Below are 16,385 nucleotides of genomic sequence, written 5' to 3'. Positions count from 1 at the left end.
GCGCTTAATCCTGTAGGCGGGCGATCTCTTCGCCGAATTCTTTGATGTCTTCGAAGCTGCGATAGACAGACGCGAAGCGGATGTAGGCCACTTTATCGAGCTTTTTAAGCTGCTCCATCACCAGGTTGCCGATCATCTTGCTCGGCACTTCACGTTCGCCAGTGCCGCGCAGATGCGATTTGATGTGGTTCAGCGCCATTTCGACGTCATCTGCGCTGACTGGCCGTTTTTCCAGTGCTTTTAGCATCCCTCTGCGCAGTTTCTCTTCGTTGAACGGCTCGCGTACATCGTTGCTTTTCACCACACGCGGCATGACCAGCTCAGCCACTTCGAAGGTGGTGAAACGTTCGTTGCACACCAGACACTGCCGACGACGGCGGACCGAGGAGCCTTCACCTACAAGACGAGAGTCGATTACTTTGGTATCCACAGCGGAACAGAATGGGCAATGCATACGGTGTCCTGGCTATCTGGTTAACTGAACTCTATTTTACCCTGAACTGGGCCGACAACAAAGGAAGAGCGTTTTTGAGACAAAGGATCTATACCTGACGGCAGGTTACTGACTACCATTAGGACAATCCGTTATTTCAAGGAATTAAACGCAATGACAAGACGTTACCTAAGAATTCTCGTGGTGGGAAGCCTCTTCACCCTCAGTGCCTGCGCCCAGCAAAGCGAAGTTCGCCAGATGAAACAGAGCGTCAACACGCTCAATACGGCAATGACCAAGCTGAATCAGGAAACGGTTAAGATCACCCAGCAAAATGCACTGAATGCCAAATCCAGCAGCGGCGTTTACCTCCTGCCGGGCGCAAACACGCCTGCACTGCTGAAAAGCCAAATCGGCACGCTGCGGATGTCGCTGGTCAACGTCGCGCCAAACGCCGACGGTACGCGTGCGACTCTGCGTATTCAGGGCCAGTCCAACGATCCACTACCGGCGTTTAGCGGCACTGTCGAGTGGGGCCAATTGCAGGGCACGACCGAGAGCTACCAGGAAGTGAACGTGCAAAATCAGCTGGTGACAGCTCCGGCCAGCGTACTGGCACCCAGCGATGTCGATATCCCGCTACAGTTGAACGGCACAACGCCGGAACAGTTAGGTTTCATTCGTATCCACGACATTCAACCCGCCGTTCAGTAACACTTCCCAGCGGAACGCTTACCGCGTTCCGCCCTCCCTTACATTTCGCAAATATTGGCAACATGAATGATTGCCGCTACAATCCCCGCAGTTTAAAGTACGCAAACGTGAACGCAATCGATTACGCACATGAGAGATATGTGAAACAACACATATTTTTGTGAGCAGGGATTCCTATAATAGGCTCCGCAGAAACACGAAATATTTAGAAACGCAATTCGCGCATCTTTCACATCCCGGAAGGGATTTTCAATCAGTGGCATGATTATGAAAAAAACATTATTAGCGGCCGGTGCAGTTCTGGCACTTTCTTCCTCTTTCGCTGTTAACGCAGCTGAAAATTCAAAACCTGAATATGTTTCCGACTGGTGGCATCAGAGCGTTAACGTGGTGGGCAGCTATCACACCCGCTTCGGACCACAACTCCGCAACGATACCTACCTGGAATACGAAGCTTTCGCCAAAAAAGACTGGTTTGATTTCTATGGCTACATGGATGCACCGGTCTTCTTCGGCGGTAACACCGATGCGAAAGGTATCTGGAACCACGGTTCTCCGCTGTTCATGGAAATTGAACCGCGCTTCTCTATCGACAAGCTGACCGGTGCAGACCTGAGCTTCGGTCCGTTCAAAGAGTGGTATTTCGCGAACAACTACATCTACGACATGGGCCGCAACGCATCTGGTCGTCAGAGCACCTGGTACATGGGTCTGGGCACGGACATCGACACCGGTCTGCCAATGAGCCTGTCCATGAACGTGTATGCTAAATACCAGTGGCAGAACTACCTGGCCGAGAACGAAAACGAGTGGGATGGCTACCGTTTCAAAGTTAAATACTTCGTCCCGATCACCCAGCTGTGGGGCGGTAACCTGAGCTATATCGGCTTTACGAACTTCGACTGGGGTTCAGAGTTGGGCGATAAGAGCCAGTATGCTGAGAATGGTATTAAACAACGTACCAATGATTCCATTGCCTCCAGCCACATTCTGGCACTGAACTACGATCACTGGCATTACTCTGTGGTTGCCCGTTACTGGCATAACGGTGGTCAGTGGAACGACGATGCCGACCTGGCATGGATGAAAGAGAACGTCCGCTCTACCGGTTGGGGTGGTTACCTGGTTGTAGGTTACAACTTCTAATTACAACCGCACGAACCGTAGGCCGGATAAGCAAAGCGTCATCCGGCAGCAAAAGCCAGCTAACTGCTGGCTTTTTGCTATTTGCAGGTCAATGCCCGTCCCTGATCCAGCAGCCACGGACGCAAATAGCCCACGGTGTTAGACATCGGCAGCACCTCTTCCGGCAGCCTGATGCCGATATGCTCCCCAATGTACTTACGGCGCGCCACCACCCGCTCCCAAAGCGAAGGATACTCACTCGCAAGCTTCTGACGCAGCGGCTCATCCGCCAGCGCCACCGTATCCTCAATGCTTGCCCCGGCATACCCCGCTCGGGAAGGAATAATATCGATCTGCAGCATCATCCCGCTTCGCAAGAGAGCGTCTGATTTCGGGCCAATCGGCGAGCAAAGCCACTCTTCATCCGCCACCAGATGCCCTGGATTCAGGTGCCAGTGATATTCCGCTTTTGGCAAAAACCGTTCGATCAGGTCATACATCTCCCCCCCGCGCATCCCGATATGCAGATGTTCAAGCCAGGCGACCACCGCACTAAAATAGGGTTTTGCCACCACGTCGAGATAGTCCGCTACCGCGGGCGCAAGCTCCGATGCATCCGCCACGACGTAAGCCGCCCGGCTGCTTAAACCGCCTTTGTAGCTGGTGGTGAGCGAGAATTTGTCCCCGCGTTGAATGACCTTGTCGCTGGGGTAGAGATTGGCGTGGGCGAAGCGATCGCCCGTCGCCGCGATCGTCACCACAGTGTTCGGCTGACCTTCTGCCGCCAGCAGAGAAGCGATCTCTTTTTCGGTTTTACCGGGTGCGATGGCGTTTAGCGCCGTGAGGATCGCCGTGGAAGCCAGGTTCGCGCCATATTCGTAGTGCGCGATTTCATTGGCAGAGTTGGTTGTGCGGGCTCCGCCGTCAGGGTCGATAAAAATGCCGGTAGCATTACGCAGTTGCAGCGTTCCCTCACCCGCCTGGCGAATCGCATCGACGATAAAGGCCGGTAAATCAAACATCTGGTTCACATCATCGCCCACGCCCGTAAACAGCTTCCAGCCCGCCAGCCCTAGCGTTTTACCCGCCGTCACGCCCGCTTCTGTCAGCAGTTCCGGCAGCGATTTTTGATTGTTCATCGGCTGATTAGGCAGTGAGAACCACGGCGCGTGGACAACCCGATTATCGAGTCGCGCGTGGGTCGCGAGCTTCAGGTTTTCATTCCCCAGCACCAGAACAGCTTCGCCCGTCGAATGCAGCACCAGCAGCGCTTCTTCAAAGCGGGGGATAAAACCCGTGAGATACTCAAAGTTGCCGCCGTGCTCTTTGTCAGCGTAGACAATCAGCGTATCAAGCCCAAGCTGGCGCATATTGCTCAGCACTTTTGCTTTACGTTGAAGCAGGGTTTCGTCACTCAGAATTACAGAAGGAACGCCGTGCCAGACGGCAGGCTGGGGAACAGAAGAGAGGGTGACCATCGGCAATACTCCATGTCGTTTGACGTCTACAAGGAGAGTAACCAAATTGGCTGGAGCTGTAATAAAAAAATCCCGGCCTTGCGACCGGGATTCCGTAATCAGAATGCTGTTGCCGTTACGGCAGGATGGACGGCTGATCCGCCCCTTCCTTTTCAACTTTCTGCTGCAGCAGGTGCTCACGCTTCATGCCCAGTTTCAACGCCAGCGCGGACGCGACGTAGATAGAGGACGCTGTACCGATGGACACACCGATCAGCATGGTCAGCGAGAAGCCTTCCAGAACCGGGCCGCCAAACAGGAACAGCATCAGGATAACCATTAAGGTTGTCCCGGAGGTGATCAACGTACGGTGCAACGTTTGGGTCAACGACACGTTAAAGATTTCGTACGGCGTACCGCGACGAATCTTACGGAAGTTTTCACGAATACGGTCAGAGACCACGATGCTGTCGTTCAGTGAGTAACCGATAACCGACATCAACGATGCCACGATAGTCAGGTCAACCTCAATGTGGAACAGCGACAGCACGCCCATCGTAATGACCACGTCGTGCGCCAGGGCGATAACTACACCCGCCGCCAGACGCCATTCGAAGCGGAAACCAACGTATACCAGGATTGAGATCAACGCCGCCAGCAGTGCCATCGCACCGTTTTGAGCCAGATCCGCACCTACGCTTGGGCCAACGAATTCAATACGCTTAACCGTCGCTTCCTGGCTGGTGGTGTCGTTAATGACCTTAACAACTTTGCTGCCCAGCTCCTGGCTGCCATTGGCATCGTGAACCGGAGGCATACGCACCATGATGTCGCGGCTGCTGCCGAAGTTCTGCAGCAGCGGCTCTTCGAAGCCCGCTTTCTGCAGGGATTCGCGCATATGGTCCATATCAATCGGTTTTTCCAGAGAGATTTCAATCACCGTACCACCGGTGAAATCCAGACCCCAGTTAAACCCACGGACACCGATAATGACAATCGACAGAATCAGGAGGAAACCTGAAATGCCGAAGGCCCAGTAGTCCCAGCGCATAAAGTCCCAGACTTTACGGCCGTGGTTCAATTGTTCAACAGTATATTCCTGTGCCACAACGCACTCCTCAGATAGACAGCTTTTTGACGCGCTTGCCGCCATACAGCAGGTTCACGATGGCACGGGTGCCGACAATAGCGGTAAACATCGACGTTGCCACACCGATACCGGTAGTGATAGCAAAGCCTTTGATCGCGCCGGTACCCACTGCGTACAGGATCAGAACCTTAATCAGTGTTGTTACGTTCGCATCGAAGATGGAGCTGAAAGCGCCTTTATAGCCTTCATCAATCGCCTGTTGTACGGAGCGACCGTTGCTCAGTTCTTCTTTGATACGTTCGTTTATCAATACGTTGGCGTCGACCGCCACCGCAAGGGTTAGAACGATACCCGCAATACCCGGCATAGTCAGCGTCGCCCCTGGCAGCAGAGACATAATCCCGATGATCAACACCAGGTTTGCCAGCAGCGCGGAGGTCGCAATCAGGCCAAACTTCTTATAGAAGAACAGCATGAAGATGATGGATACCGCCAGACCAGCCAGACACGCTTCCAGGCCCTGAGTGATGTTTTGCATACCCAGAGTAGGACCAATGGTGCGTTCTTCAACAATCTGAATTGGCGCAATCAGCGCACCGGCACGCAGCAGCAGAGAGAGCTGACGCGCTTCGTTCGGGTTGTTGATACCGGTAATACGGAAGCTGTTACCCAGGCGAGACTGGATGTTGGCGATGTTAATCACCTCTTCCTCTTTCACCAGAATCGCACGACCGTTGGCATCTTTTTTACCGCTGTCTTTGTACTCCACGAACAGGGTCGCCATCGGTTTACCGATGTTATCCTTCGTGAAGTTGGACATGATGTTACCACCTGCGCTATCAAGCGAGATGTTAACCTGCGGCTGATTGTATTCATCCTGGTTGGAAGTGGAGTCGGTGATATGGTCACCGGTCAGAATCACGCGTTTGTACAGCACAACTGGCTGGCCTTCACGGGTCTGTTTCACTTCGGAATCACCCGGTACACGCCCGGACGCCGCTGCGGATTGATCCACATTGGTGTTCACCAGACGGAATTCCAGCGTTGCCGTCGCACCCAAAATCTCTTTGGCACGCGCGGTATCCTGAATACCCGGCAGCTCAACCACGATACGGTCAGCACCCTGGCGCTGCACCAGTGGCTCAGCAACACCCAGTTGGTTCACACGGTTACGCAGGATGTTGATGTTCTGCTGAACCGCATATTCACGCGCTTCGCTCAGACGTTGATCGGTCATGACCGCACGCAGCTGATTGCTACCCTGGCGAGAAATCACCAGATCGCGGTGACGAGCAGTCAGATAATCCACTGCCTGATCGCGCGCCGTGGCGTCACGGAACGTAATGCTCAGACCGTAGTTATCTTCCTTACGCACGGTGGTGTAAGGAATGCTTTTTTCACGCAGATCGCTGCGCAGGCTATCAATGTTCTGTTCCTGCAGCTTGCCGAGCGCGGTATCCATATCCACTTCCATCAGGAAGTGAACGCCGCCACGCAGATCAAGACCGAGTTTCATCGGCTCTGCATTGATGGAGGCTAACCAACGCGGGGTTGCAGGAGCAAGGTTTAACGCCACGACATATTTGTCACCCAGCACGCCCATCAGCGCTTCACGTGCGCGGAGCTGCGTGTCGGTGGTGTCGAAGCGAGCAAGAATTGCGCCCTCTTCCAGTGCCACAGACTTAGCGGTAATTTTTTCTTCTTGTAACGTTTTCTGGACCTGGATCAGCGTTTGCTCACTGGCGGCGACACCGCGCGCGCCAGTGATTTGAACGGCCGGATCCTCACCATACAGGTTGGGAAGTGCGTACAGCAGGCCGACGATAATCACGACGACCAGCATGATGTACTTCCACAAAGGATAACGGTTTAACACGGCAGTTCCCTATGGGAAAAGTTAGATTACAGCGCCTTCATCGTGCCTTTCGGCAGTACGGCAGCAACGAAGTCACGTTTGATAACCACTTCAGTGGTATCGTTCAGCGCGATAGAGATGTAGCCGGTTTCAGCCACTTTCGTCACGCGACCCACCAGACCGCCACTCGTCAGCACTTCATCGCCTTTCGCGATGGAGCTCATCAGGTTTTTGTGTTCTTTGGTGCGTTTCTGCTGTGGACGCAGGATCATGAAATAGAAGATCAGACCAAACACCACCAGCATCAGAATCAGAGACATCGGGCTGCCCTGCGACGGTGCGCCAGTTGCTGCTACCGCATCAGAAATAAAAAAGCTCATTCAAATTCCCTCATTATTAAATTAGTCAACGTTCAAAGGTGGAACATCACGACCCTGACGTTGGTAAAAATCAGTCACGAAGCTCTCTAATTTACCCTCTTCGATAGCCTTACGTAAACCAGCCATTAAACGCTGATAATAACGAAGGTTATGAATGGTATTGAGACGCGCGCCTAAAATCTCATTGCAACGATCAAGATGATACAGATACGCGCGAGAATAATGACGACAGGTATAGCAATCACACTCGGCATCAAGCGTGCTGGTGTCATTTTTATGCTTCGCGTTACGGATTTTCACCACACCATCGGTCACAAACAGGTGGCCGTTACGCGCGTTGCGGGTCGGCATGACGCAGTCGAACATATCGATGCCACGACGCACGCCTTCTACCAGATCCTCTGGTTTACCCACACCCATCAGGTATCGTGGTTTATCCTCTGGGATTTGCGGGCAAACATGCTCCAGAATACGGTGCATGTCTTCCTTCGGCTCACCCACAGCCAAACCGCCGACAGCGTAGCCATCAAAACCTATCTCTACCAGACCTTTAACAGAGATATCACGTAAATCTTCGTAAACGCTGCCCTGAATAATACCGAACAGTGCATTTTTGTTTTCAAGGCCGTCAAAACGGTCGCGGCTACGTTTCGCCCAACGCAATGACATCTCCATCGAACGCTTCGCGTAATCCCAGTCCGCAGGATATGGCGTACATTCGTCGAAGATCATCACGATGTCTGAGCCGAGATCGTACTGAATTTCCATGGATTTTTCGGGATCGAGGAAGATCGGATCGCCGTTGATTGGGTTACGGAAGTGCACGCCCTGTTCGGTGATCTTACGAATATCACCGAGGCTGAACACCTGGAAACCGCCGGAATCGGTGAGGATCGGGCCTTTCCACTGCATGAAATCATGCAGATCGCCGTGCAGTTTCATCACTTCCTGGCCTGGGCGCAGCCACAGGTGGAAGGTGTTACCGAGGATAATCTGTGCGCCAGTGGCTTCAACTTCTTCCGGCGTCATCCCTTTTACGGTGCCGTAGGTGCCGACAGGCATAAATGCTGGCGTTTCAACGACGCCGCGATCAAACACCAGGCGGCCACGGCGAGCGCGTCCGTCGGTGGTATCGAGTTCAAATTTCATTTTTTCTCCCGCGTCAGAAAAACAGTCCGACGTGTAAACCAAGCGTAGCGGAAGTTATTCCCCAACGCGTTCCTGAATAGCGGACGGATTGTACGTGATAAACATCGCGTCACCGTAACTAAAAAAGCGATAATTTTGTTCTACCGCAGCCTTATAGGCATTCATAGTGTTCTGATAACCGGCAAATGCCGACACCAGCATAATCAAAGTCGATTCAGGCAGATGGAAGTTAGTCACCAGCGCATCAATCACTTTGTATTGATAACCTGGATAGATGAAGATCTGCGTATCACCGAAGAAGGGCTCGATCAGGTCAGTTTTTGCCGCCTGCGCTGCGCTCTCAAGCGATCGAACGGACGTGGTGCCGACGGCAATCACACGGCTGTTGCGCGCTTTCGCCGCCAGTACTGCGTCAACCACCTCTTGCGGCACTTCGGCATATTCGGAGTGCATGATGTGATCTTCGATAGAGTCTACGCGCACCGGCTGGAAGGTCCCCGCGCCGACGTGCAGCGTCACAAACGCCATCTCGATGCCTTTCTCACGCAGTTTTTCCAACAGCGGTTCGTCAAAGTGCAGACCGGCGGTCGGTGCCGCGACAGCGCCTGGTTTTTCGCTGTAGACCGTCTGATACAGCTCGCGGTCAGCATCTTCATCCGGGCGGTCGATATACGGCGGCAGCGGCATGTGGCCGATAGCATTCAGAATATCCAGCACCGGGCGTTCATCATTAAACTCGACTTCAAACAGCGCGCCGTGGCGGGCCGTCATCGTCGCGTTGATGCTTTCATCATCGCCCAGCAGCAGTTCCGCACCCGGCTTTGGCGCTTTGGAGGCGCGAATATGTGCCAAAATACGTTTGTCATCGAGCATGCGCTCAACCAGCACTTCAATCTTGCCGCCGCTGGCTTTACGGCCAAACAGGCGCGCCGGGATCACGCGGGTATTGTTAAAGACCAGCAGATCGCCAGGGTTGAGCTTGTCGAGCAAATCGGTGAAAGTACCGTGCGTCAGCGCGCCCGTTGGCCCGTCCAGTGACAGCAAGCGGCAACCACTGCGCTCCGGCTGCGGATAGTGGGCAATCAGGGATTCAGGTAATTCAAAGGAGAAATCGGCGACGCGCATGACTTATACTCGTGACTTAAAAACAGGCGGCTTAGTCTAGTGCTCACACCTCTTTGCTGCAACAACTAGCCGTATCCGGATACCAAAACGCATGAATTTTCTCGCTCACCTGCACCTCGCCCACCTCGCTGACAGCTCACTTTCCGGTAATTTGCTGGCCGATTTTGTTCGCGGCAACCCGGCAGACGACTATTCTGCCGAGGTGGTGGACGGTATTTTCATGCATCGTCGCATTGATGTATTGACCGATAACCTACCGGAAGTGAAAGAAGCCAAAGCGTGGTTTCGTCCCGAAACGCGGCGCGTCGCACCCATTACGCTGGATGTGATGTGGGATCACTTTCTGTCTCGCCATTGGGCGCAACTGTCGCCAGACATGCCACTACCTGAATTTGTCCGCTATGCCCATTCGCAGGTAGCGTTAATTTTGCCGGAGTCGCCGCCGCGCTTTGTGAATCTGAATGATTATCTGTGGTCTGAACGCTGGCTTGAGCGCTATCGCGATATGGAGTTTATCCAGCGGGTGCTGAACGGCATGGCCAGTCGTCGTCCGCGACTCGATGCCCTGCGCGACTCCTGGCAGGATCTGGATACCCATTATGATGCACTGGAAGCTCGCTTCTGGCAGTTCTATCCGCGTATGATGGCGCAGGCGAAAAACAAACAACTTTAATAGAAGTGTGATTGATAGGTAAAAACTGGCTGAACGATTGCCCGTGCCTCTTTGTCTTAACCCTGAACACTCTCTATACTGGCCCGCGTTGCGTTCCAAATAACCTCAGTAACTACAGGAGAATCACATGGTTCTGGTCACTCGTCCGGCTCCGGATTTTACAGCTGCTGCCGTTCTCGGTAACGGTGAAATCGTTGAGAACTTCAACTTCAAACAGCACACCAACGGTAAAGCTACCGTTCTGTTCTTCTGGCCAATGGACTTCACCTTCGTTTGCCCATCAGAACTGATCGCATTCGACAAACGTTACGAAGAATTCCAGAAACGTGGCGTTGAAGTTGTCGGTGTTTCCTTCGACTCCGAATTTGTACACAACGCATGGCGTAACACCCCTGTCGACAAAGGCGGCATCGGTGCAGTGAAATACGCAATGGTTGCGGACATCAAACGTGAAATCCAGCAGGCATACGGTATCGAACACCCAGACGCTGGCGTGGCACTGCGCGGCTCCTTCCTGATCGACGCGAACGGCATTGTGCGTCACCAGGTAGTAAACGATCTGCCACTGGGCCGTAACGTTGACGAAATGCTGCGCATGGTTGACGCGCTGCAATTCCACGAAGAGCACGGCGAAGTGTGCCCGGCTCAGTGGGAAAAAGGGAAAGAAGGCATGAACGCGTCTCCGGACGGCGTGGCTAAATACCTGTCTGAGAACGTATCCAGCCTGTAATCGGCAACGGATGATAAAAGGCTCGCAAATGCGAGCCTTTTTTGTTTCTCCCTCTCCCCGTGGGAGAGGGTTGGGGTGAGGGCACCAGGCCGCACCAATCCCGCCCTTGCGCCGGGTGGCGGCTTCGCCTTATCCGGCCTACAAAACCGTAAATTGTCACACTAAAACGCGAAACACGAACACCCCAGTACGCCCCAGAACGCCTGGTCGTCCGACACCGGAATGCCAGACTGGCGAGCAATGCCGTGCTGATGCCCATGCACACCGCAGCTACCGATGCACTGATGCATCTGCACTACAGCACCGACATTTGAGGCAACCGGCGGCGCAGAGCGATAATGCCCCGGCACCTTCACCACCGGTGACCACTCGGGCAGAACAGGGATCGGCGGCGGCGACAGCGGGCTAAACTGCCCGGCGGCGTACACCACTTTCCCGCCCACCACCGTCAACACCGACTCAATGCCTTTGATCTCCTCTTCCGCCACGCTGAAGTAATCTTTCGACAACACCACCAGATCCGCGAGCTGCCCTTCGACGATGCGTCCTTTCTTGCCCTGCTCGCTGGAGAACCACGCGCTGCCCGCCGTCCACAGTTCCAGTGCGATATCACGTGGCAGGCGGTTGCTGTCGTCATACATCGACAATCCGCCAACAGTGCGACCGGAAACCAGCCAGTACAGCGCGGTCCACGGATTGTAGCTCGCCACACGAGTGGCATCGGTGCCTAAACCTACCGGCACATCCAGCTCCAGCATTTTCGCCACCGGCGGCGTGTGTTTCACCGCCTCTTTACCGTAACGATCGACAAAATACTCACCCTGGAACGCCATGCGATGCTGCACCGCGATGCCACCACCCAGCGCTTTGACGCGTTCGATGTTGCGCTCAGTAATGGTTTCTGCGTGATCGAAGAACCAGTGCAGGCCGTTAAACGGAATATCGCGGTTCACTTTCTCGAACACGTCCAGCATACGGCTGATGGACTCGTCGTACGTCGCATGCAGACGGAACGGCCAGCGCTGCTCCACCAGATGACGCACCACGCGTTCCAGCTCGTCTTCCATCCCTTCCGGCAGATCCGGGCGCGGCTGGAGGAAGTCTTCAAAATCCGCCGCCGAGAAGACCAGCATTTCACCCGCCCCGTTGGCGCGATAGAAGTCAGTCCCCTGCCCCGGTTTGAGCATATCGGTCCAGCGCTCGAAATCTTCCAGCTCCTGCTTCGGACGCTGGGTAAAGAGGTTATAGGCGATGCGGATCGTCATCTGCTCTTTGGCATGCAGCTCTTCGATGATTTCGTAATCTTCCGGGTAATTCTGGAAACCGCCGCCCGCATCAATCGCACTGGTTAATCCTAAACGATTGAGTTCACGCATAAACTGGCGAGTCGAGTTTACCTGTTGTTCCAGCGGCAGTTTCGGCCCTTTCGCCAGCGTCGAATAGAGGATCATCGCGTTCGGTTTGGCGATCAGCATCCCGGTCGGGTTGCCGTTGTTGTCCCGCACGATCTCACCGCCCGGCGGGTTCGGCGTCTCTTTGGTGTAGCCGACGGCTTTCAGCGCCGCGCGGTTGAGCAGCGCGCGATCGTAGAGATGCAGCACAAACACCGGCGTGTCTGGCGCGGCGTCGTTCAGCTCCTGAATCGTAGGCATCCGCCGTTCGGCAAACTGAAATTCACTCCAGCCGCCGACCACGCGTACCCACTGCGGTGTCGGGGTGCGATCGGCCTGCTCTTTGAGCATCCGCAGGGCATCGGCAAGGGATGGCACGCCTTCCCAGCGTAGTTCGAGGTTGTAATTCAGCCCACCACGAATCAGGTGCAGGTGCGAATCGTTGAGTCCAGGAATCACCGTGCTCCCTTTCAGATCGACAATTTGCGTGCCTTCAGTGGCATAACTCATCACCCGATCGTGATTGCCGGTGGCGAGGATCTTGCCGTTGGCAATAGCCACCGCTTCGGCAAGCGGATTTTCACGATCCAGGGTGTGGATCTGACCTTTGGTTAAGATCAGTGTGGCAGTTTGAGACATAACGTACTCCTTTGAGCCGGTCAGGCTTTTTTCAGCCACCCGGCGAACAGGCGGGTCACGATGGGCATCCACAGCCAGACCACCAGCGCGACCACACAAGCATCGTTAATCAAATGCAGGAAAAGAGACCCTTTCAGGCCTGGAAGTAACGCCCCGGTGAGTTGCGGCACCACAAGCGTGCTGGGGAAAATAACCATCAGCGTGACCAGAAACTGTTTCCACTGCTTGGGTTTACGCACGTGCGTTTCCGGCGGCGTAAACCAGAACGCGGCCTCGGTGCGCACTTCCGTTTTATCCCCTTCGGCTAGCAGCGGTTCAATTTCCTTCACCAGTACCGAACGCGTGTCGGACTGCGTCCAGGCGTATAAATGCTCGATGGTGTCGAAGCGAATGATGACCGTCCACAGATTCTGTCCTTCTGTCGGGCGAATGACATTCGCGCCAAGATGTCCGGGGAATTCCGCGGCAACGGGCATGATTTTGCCGAGCCACTGTTCGTAGCGCGCCGCCTGTCCTGCCAGCAAGGTATGGGTGATCACCAGCGTCACATGTGAATTTTGCGCCATGAGGATGTCCAGGTCTGATGAAAATGGCGGGTCAAATCGACCCGCCGGGAGGGTTAGGCTTTACGCTCAGGCGCGCCGTGAACCAGGGTATAGGCATAATCGACGCCCATCCCGTAAGCGCCGCTGTGCTCACGCACCAGATCCATCACCGCGTCGTAAGTCTCTTTGCGAGACCAGTCGCGCTGGTACTCCAGCAGCACCTGCTGCCAGGTCACCGGAACCGCACCAGCCTGCACCATGCGGTCGATGGAGCGTTCGTGGGCATCCACAGAAGTGCCGCCGGAGGTGTCGGTCACCACGTAGACTTCGAACCCTTCGTCCAGCGCCATCAGCGCCGGGAAGGTCAGGCACACTTCGGTCCACAGGGCCGAGATGATGAGTTTTTTGCGGCCCGTTGCTTTAACCGCCGCAACAAACGCATCATCTTCCCAGGAGTTCATCGAGGTGCGTTCAATCGGCTTCACATCCGGGTGAACCGCCAGTAATTCCGGCCAGATATAACCGCTAAAACTTTTTGTTTCGACCGAGGTATAGATAACCGGCACATCAAATATTTTGCCCGCTTTCGCCAACGCAACCGTATTATTCTTAAGGAGTTGGCGGTCAATATTCGCCACGCCAAAAGACATTTGCGGCTGGTGGTCTATAAAAATAAGCGTCGAGTTTGATGGGTCAATCAGTTCGCGGATAGACATAAATGTACCTTTTAATCAAGATGTTAAAAGAAAACTAAATGTATGCTATATGAGGTCGGGCCCTGACTGATAAAGCAAATTGAGTATAGCGAGTATTGATTGACGGGATATTAAAGATATTTGTCCGCTCTGTTTAATTAAACAGAACAACATGCGGGAATATTCTGCAACGAGCGGCAAATGCCCGTTGCAGAAAAGCGTTAATTACCGAACCAGATAGAGGCGGAAATCGCAGGTAGCGACAGCACGCCTTCCTGTATATCGCCTTTACCCTCTTTCAACTGCCAGGTCTGGAGATTGAGCAGTGGGGAATCATCGAGCACCACTTCACAGGCTTCGCCACGGTTGATCGCCACCAGCACGCGCTGCTGGTTATAGACGCGGGCAAACACCACCACATGATTGTGCGCATAGACCACCTGACAACCACCGTAGCGCAGCGCCTGATTATGCTTACGCAATTTCGCCAGACGTTGATACAGCGCCAGCAGGTTTTTGTCCTGCTTCTCGCTCTCCCACGGGAAAGTCTTGCGGCAGAACGGATCGTTGTTGCCGTCCAGCCCCACTTCGTCGCCGTAATAAATGCACGGCACGCCCGGCCAGGTAAAGAGCCAGGTGACGGCCAGCGGCAAGCGCGCCACGTCTTTGCCCAACAGGGATTTAAAGCGCGCGGTATCGTGGCTGTCGAGCTGGTTAAACATCCGCAGCTGCTGCTGATGCGACAGGCTGGCGCGATAGTTGTCCATCCACGCCATGCAGGTTTCCGCATCGATGTGCTGCGGATCGTAAGAGATATCGGTATTGGCGAGGAAGCCCCACACTGGGAAGGTAAACCCGCGATAGTTCATCGAGGCATCTTCTGCATCGGCCTGAAGCCATTGACGCGCATCGCCAAAATGCTCGCCGAACACAAAGGCGTCGGGCTTTGCAGCTTTTGCTGCCTGAGTGATGCCAGTCACGTGCTGAAGATTGTTTCGCGCGCCACCCGCTTCACCGAGCATATGCACCACGTCGAGCCGCCAGCCGTCCATGTTCCACGGCGCTTTCAGCCAGTGGCGAACGATGCTGTCTTCCCCGCCGTAAATCTCCTCCACCAGAGTCGGCGACTGAAAGTCGAGTTTCGGCAGGCTGGGATAACCCAACCAGTCGAGCGCCCGGCCCTCTTCGTTAAAACTGTACCAGTCGCGCTGGGCGGATTCCGGGTTGTGACAGGCCCCACCAGTGGCGCGGTTATGACGATCAAACCAGGCGTGAGAATCCCCGCTGTGGTTAAACACGCCGTCGAGGATCAGGCGCATCCCCTCGCGGCGGGTGTTTTCCCGCAGACGCAGCAAGGCCTCATCGCCGCCAAACTGCCCGTCGACATGGCGATAATCTTCGGTATCGTATTTGTGTACGCTCGGGGCCTTAAACACCGGATTCAGGTACAGCGCCGTCACACCCAGCTTTTTCAGGTACGGCAGTTTTTCGCTGATCCCATCGAGATCGCCGCCGTAAAACGTCGAGCCGCCCGCCTGCGCCGTCAGCGGTTCGTCCCAGGTTTTACGGATAATGTCGTGGCCTGCCGCATGGTGGTAATAAACCTGATCCTGCTGCGTCGTGCGCTGCTGGCTTCGGGCAAAGCGATCGGGGAAGATCTGATAGAAGACCTGATCGTTGACCCACTGCGGGCCGTGGTCCGGATAATCGACGGCAAACTGCTCGAGCCGCGCAGGAGGAAAACGGCTAAAGCCCTGCGGGGTAAACCACAGCTGGCGGTTATTCCACAGCAGCTTAAAGCTGTAACGTCGACGCGCCTGCCCCTGAGACAGATCGATAGTCGCCCGCCAGGCGGTGACGCCAGGCTGCGGCTGACTGCGCAGTTTGTGCATCGTCAGCGCCGTCTCTTCGTTATCGACTTCGGCGCGCAGCATGACGCGCTCCGGCTGATTTTCTCCTGTCAGCCAGAGCGTAATCACTAAATTATCTTTGTTTTGCTTAACAAATGGGGCAACCGGAAGGTGCCAGGCGTTCAACATCACGAATCCCCTTTGATGAAATTGAGGCCACCTTGCCACAGCGTAGTGGAGGATAACTCATCATGAAAAGGTTTATTGGGGGATGAGGTGGAGGGAGGAGGGATCGGTGCAGCCCGATGCCCTCACCCTGACCCTCTCCCTGTACGGTCCGGGGACATCATGAACACTTGTTCGGGGACATGGTAGACACTTACAACTAAGGCATACGAACCCGTTTTTGGAGTCGCTTATGCCCTGGGATGCGAGAGATACCATGTCATTACGTACCGAGTTTGTTCTGTTCGCCTCGCAAGACGGGGCGAACATCCGTTCTCTTTGCCGTCACTACGGCATTTCGCCCGCTAC

At 54.6% G+C, this 16,385-nt stretch carries 15 protein-coding genes and 1 pseudogene; 5 read left to right on the top strand and 11 right to left on the bottom strand.

The annotated features are described in order from the left end of the window. Nucleotides 1-4: 4 nt before the first annotated feature. Entirely contained in the window at nt 5-454 is a 450-nt protein-coding gene (gene nrdR / locus C3708_RS20655) for a transcriptional regulator NrdR (protein WP_064325018.1), read from the bottom strand. A 153-nt stretch (nt 455-607) separates the two neighbouring features. Here nrdR and C3708_RS20650 point away from each other — a divergent pair, with 153 nt between their 5' ends. Both C3708_RS20650 and C3708_RS20645 read left to right on the top strand, forming a co-directional pair. Then, nucleotides 608-1,147 carry a DUF3251 domain-containing protein gene (locus tag C3708_RS20650; protein ID WP_095280977.1) on the top strand — a complete coding sequence of 180 codons (540 nt, stop codon included), beginning with the start codon at nt 608-610 and terminating at the stop codon, nt 1,145-1,147. Between the two features lie 267 nt (nt 1,148-1,414). After that, on the top strand, nt 1,415-2,293 hold the full coding sequence (locus tag C3708_RS20645; RefSeq protein ID WP_095284190.1) for a nucleoside-specific channel-forming protein Tsx: 879 nt from the start codon (nt 1,415-1,417) through the stop codon (nt 2,291-2,293). Between the two features lie 77 nt (nt 2,294-2,370). Here C3708_RS20645 and C3708_RS20640 read toward each other — a convergent pair whose 3' ends face one another. The 6 genes from C3708_RS20640 to queA all read right to left on the bottom strand — a co-directional run bounded on the left by C3708_RS20640 (nt 2,371) and on the right by queA (nt 9,328). Next, nucleotides 2,371-3,756, bottom strand: coding sequence for a Xaa-Pro peptidase family protein (locus C3708_RS20640; protein WP_103950104.1), 1,386 nt, complete (start codon nt 3,754-3,756; stop codon nt 2,371-2,373). 109 nt (nt 3,757-3,865) lie between these two features. After that, the gene (gene secF, locus C3708_RS20635; RefSeq protein ID WP_095280975.1) at nt 3,866-4,837 is read right to left on the bottom strand and encodes a protein translocase subunit SecF; all 972 of its coding nucleotides are present in this window, start codon (nt 4,835-4,837) and stop codon (nt 3,866-3,868) included. 10 nt (nt 4,838-4,847) lie between these two features. After that, nucleotides 4,848-6,695 carry a protein translocase subunit SecD gene (gene secD, locus C3708_RS20630; protein WP_095280974.1) on the bottom strand — a complete coding sequence of 616 codons (1,848 nt, stop codon included), beginning with the start codon at nt 6,693-6,695 and terminating at the stop codon, nt 4,848-4,850. Nucleotides 6,696-6,721: 26 nt separating this feature from the next. After that, complete coding sequence (gene yajC, locus C3708_RS20625) at nt 6,722-7,054, bottom strand: preprotein translocase subunit YajC (protein ID WP_095280973.1); 333 nt, start codon at nt 7,052-7,054, stop codon at nt 6,722-6,724. 21 nt (nt 7,055-7,075) lie between these two features. Next, nucleotides 7,076-8,203, bottom strand: coding sequence for a tRNA guanosine(34) transglycosylase Tgt (gene tgt / locus C3708_RS20620; RefSeq protein WP_095280972.1), 1,128 nt, complete (start codon nt 8,201-8,203; stop codon nt 7,076-7,078). 54 nt (nt 8,204-8,257) lie between these two features. Continuing rightward, nucleotides 8,258-9,328: a tRNA preQ1(34) S-adenosylmethionine ribosyltransferase-isomerase QueA gene (gene queA / locus C3708_RS20615; RefSeq protein WP_103947628.1), complete on the bottom strand. Its 1,071-nt coding sequence runs from the start codon at nt 9,326-9,328 to the stop codon at nt 8,258-8,260. A gap of 91 nt (nt 9,329-9,419) precedes the next feature. Between queA and acpH the strand changes: the two genes are divergently transcribed. After that, entirely contained in the window at nt 9,420-10,001 is a 582-nt protein-coding gene (gene acpH / locus C3708_RS20610) for an ACP phosphodiesterase (RefSeq protein WP_095280970.1), read from the top strand. A 127-nt stretch (nt 10,002-10,128) separates the two neighbouring features. Continuing rightward, the gene (locus tag C3708_RS20605) at nt 10,129-10,731 is read left to right on the top strand and encodes a peroxiredoxin (protein ID WP_012016277.1); all 603 of its coding nucleotides are present in this window, start codon (nt 10,129-10,131) and stop codon (nt 10,729-10,731) included. A 161-nt stretch (nt 10,732-10,892) separates the two neighbouring features. Here C3708_RS20605 and C3708_RS20600 read toward each other — a convergent pair whose 3' ends face one another. From C3708_RS20600 to malZ, 4 genes are all read right to left on the bottom strand, one after another. Further along, entirely contained in the window at nt 10,893-12,761 is a 1,869-nt protein-coding gene (locus tag C3708_RS20600; protein ID WP_103950103.1) for an amidohydrolase, read from the bottom strand. A 20-nt stretch (nt 12,762-12,781) separates the two neighbouring features. Next, nucleotides 12,782-13,327, bottom strand: a complete 546-nt coding sequence (locus C3708_RS20595; RefSeq protein ID WP_103947630.1) for an antibiotic biosynthesis monooxygenase — start codon at nt 13,325-13,327, stop codon at nt 12,782-12,784. 53 nt (nt 13,328-13,380) lie between these two features. Beyond that, nucleotides 13,381-14,022, bottom strand: coding sequence for a hydrolase (locus C3708_RS20590; RefSeq protein ID WP_095280967.1), 642 nt, complete (start codon nt 14,020-14,022; stop codon nt 13,381-13,383). A 200-nt stretch (nt 14,023-14,222) separates the two neighbouring features. Then, nucleotides 14,223-16,040: a maltodextrin glucosidase gene (gene malZ / locus C3708_RS20585; protein ID WP_103950102.1), complete on the bottom strand. Its 1,818-nt coding sequence runs from the start codon at nt 16,038-16,040 to the stop codon at nt 14,223-14,225. A 217-nt stretch (nt 16,041-16,257) separates the two neighbouring features. On the opposite strand from malZ, the pseudogene C3708_RS20580 reads away from it, so the two are divergent. Continuing rightward, nucleotides 16,258-16,385, top strand: a pseudogene (locus C3708_RS20580) (IS481 family transposase); the annotation flags it as partial.

This window comes from Lelliottia sp. 7254-16, from assembly GCF_002922995.1.
Classification (GTDB): domain Bacteria; phylum Pseudomonadota; class Gammaproteobacteria; order Enterobacterales; family Enterobacteriaceae; genus Enterobacter; species Enterobacter jeotgali.
This window is presented reverse-complemented; position numbering and strand designations above follow the sequence as displayed.

Bases quoted from the DNA above. Each gene is read 5' to 3' on its own strand.
- nrdR (WP_064325018.1), bottom strand. From the start codon at position 454: ATGCATTGCCCATTCTGTTCCGCTGTGGATACCAAAGTAATCGACTCT.
- C3708_RS20650 (WP_095280977.1), top strand. From the start codon at position 608: ATGACAAGACGTTACCTAAGAATTCTCGTGGTGGGAAGCCTCTTCACC.
- C3708_RS20645 (WP_095284190.1), top strand. From the start codon at position 1,415: ATGAAAAAAACATTATTAGCGGCCGGTGCAGTTCTGGCACTTTCTTCC.
- yajC (WP_095280973.1), bottom strand. From the start codon at position 7,054: ATGAGCTTTTTTATTTCTGATGCGGTAGCAGCAACTGGCGCACCGTCG.
- tgt (WP_095280972.1), bottom strand. From the start codon at position 8,203: ATGAAATTTGAACTCGATACCACCGACGGACGCGCTCGCCGTGGCCGC.
- queA (WP_103947628.1), bottom strand. From the start codon at position 9,328: ATGCGCGTCGCCGATTTCTCCTTTGAATTACCTGAATCCCTGATTGCC.
- acpH (WP_095280970.1), top strand. From the start codon at position 9,420: ATGAATTTTCTCGCTCACCTGCACCTCGCCCACCTCGCTGACAGCTCA.
- C3708_RS20605 (WP_012016277.1), top strand. From the start codon at position 10,129: ATGGTTCTGGTCACTCGTCCGGCTCCGGATTTTACAGCTGCTGCCGTT.
- C3708_RS20600 (WP_103950103.1), bottom strand. From the start codon at position 12,761: ATGTCTCAAACTGCCACACTGATCTTAACCAAAGGTCAGATCCACACC.
- C3708_RS20595 (WP_103947630.1), bottom strand. From the start codon at position 13,327: ATGGCGCAAAATTCACATGTGACGCTGGTGATCACCCATACCTTGCTG.
- C3708_RS20590 (WP_095280967.1), bottom strand. From the start codon at position 14,022: ATGTCTATCCGCGAACTGATTGACCCATCAAACTCGACGCTTATTTTT.
- malZ (WP_103950102.1), bottom strand. From the start codon at position 16,040: ATGTTGAACGCCTGGCACCTTCCGGTTGCCCCATTTGTTAAGCAAAAC.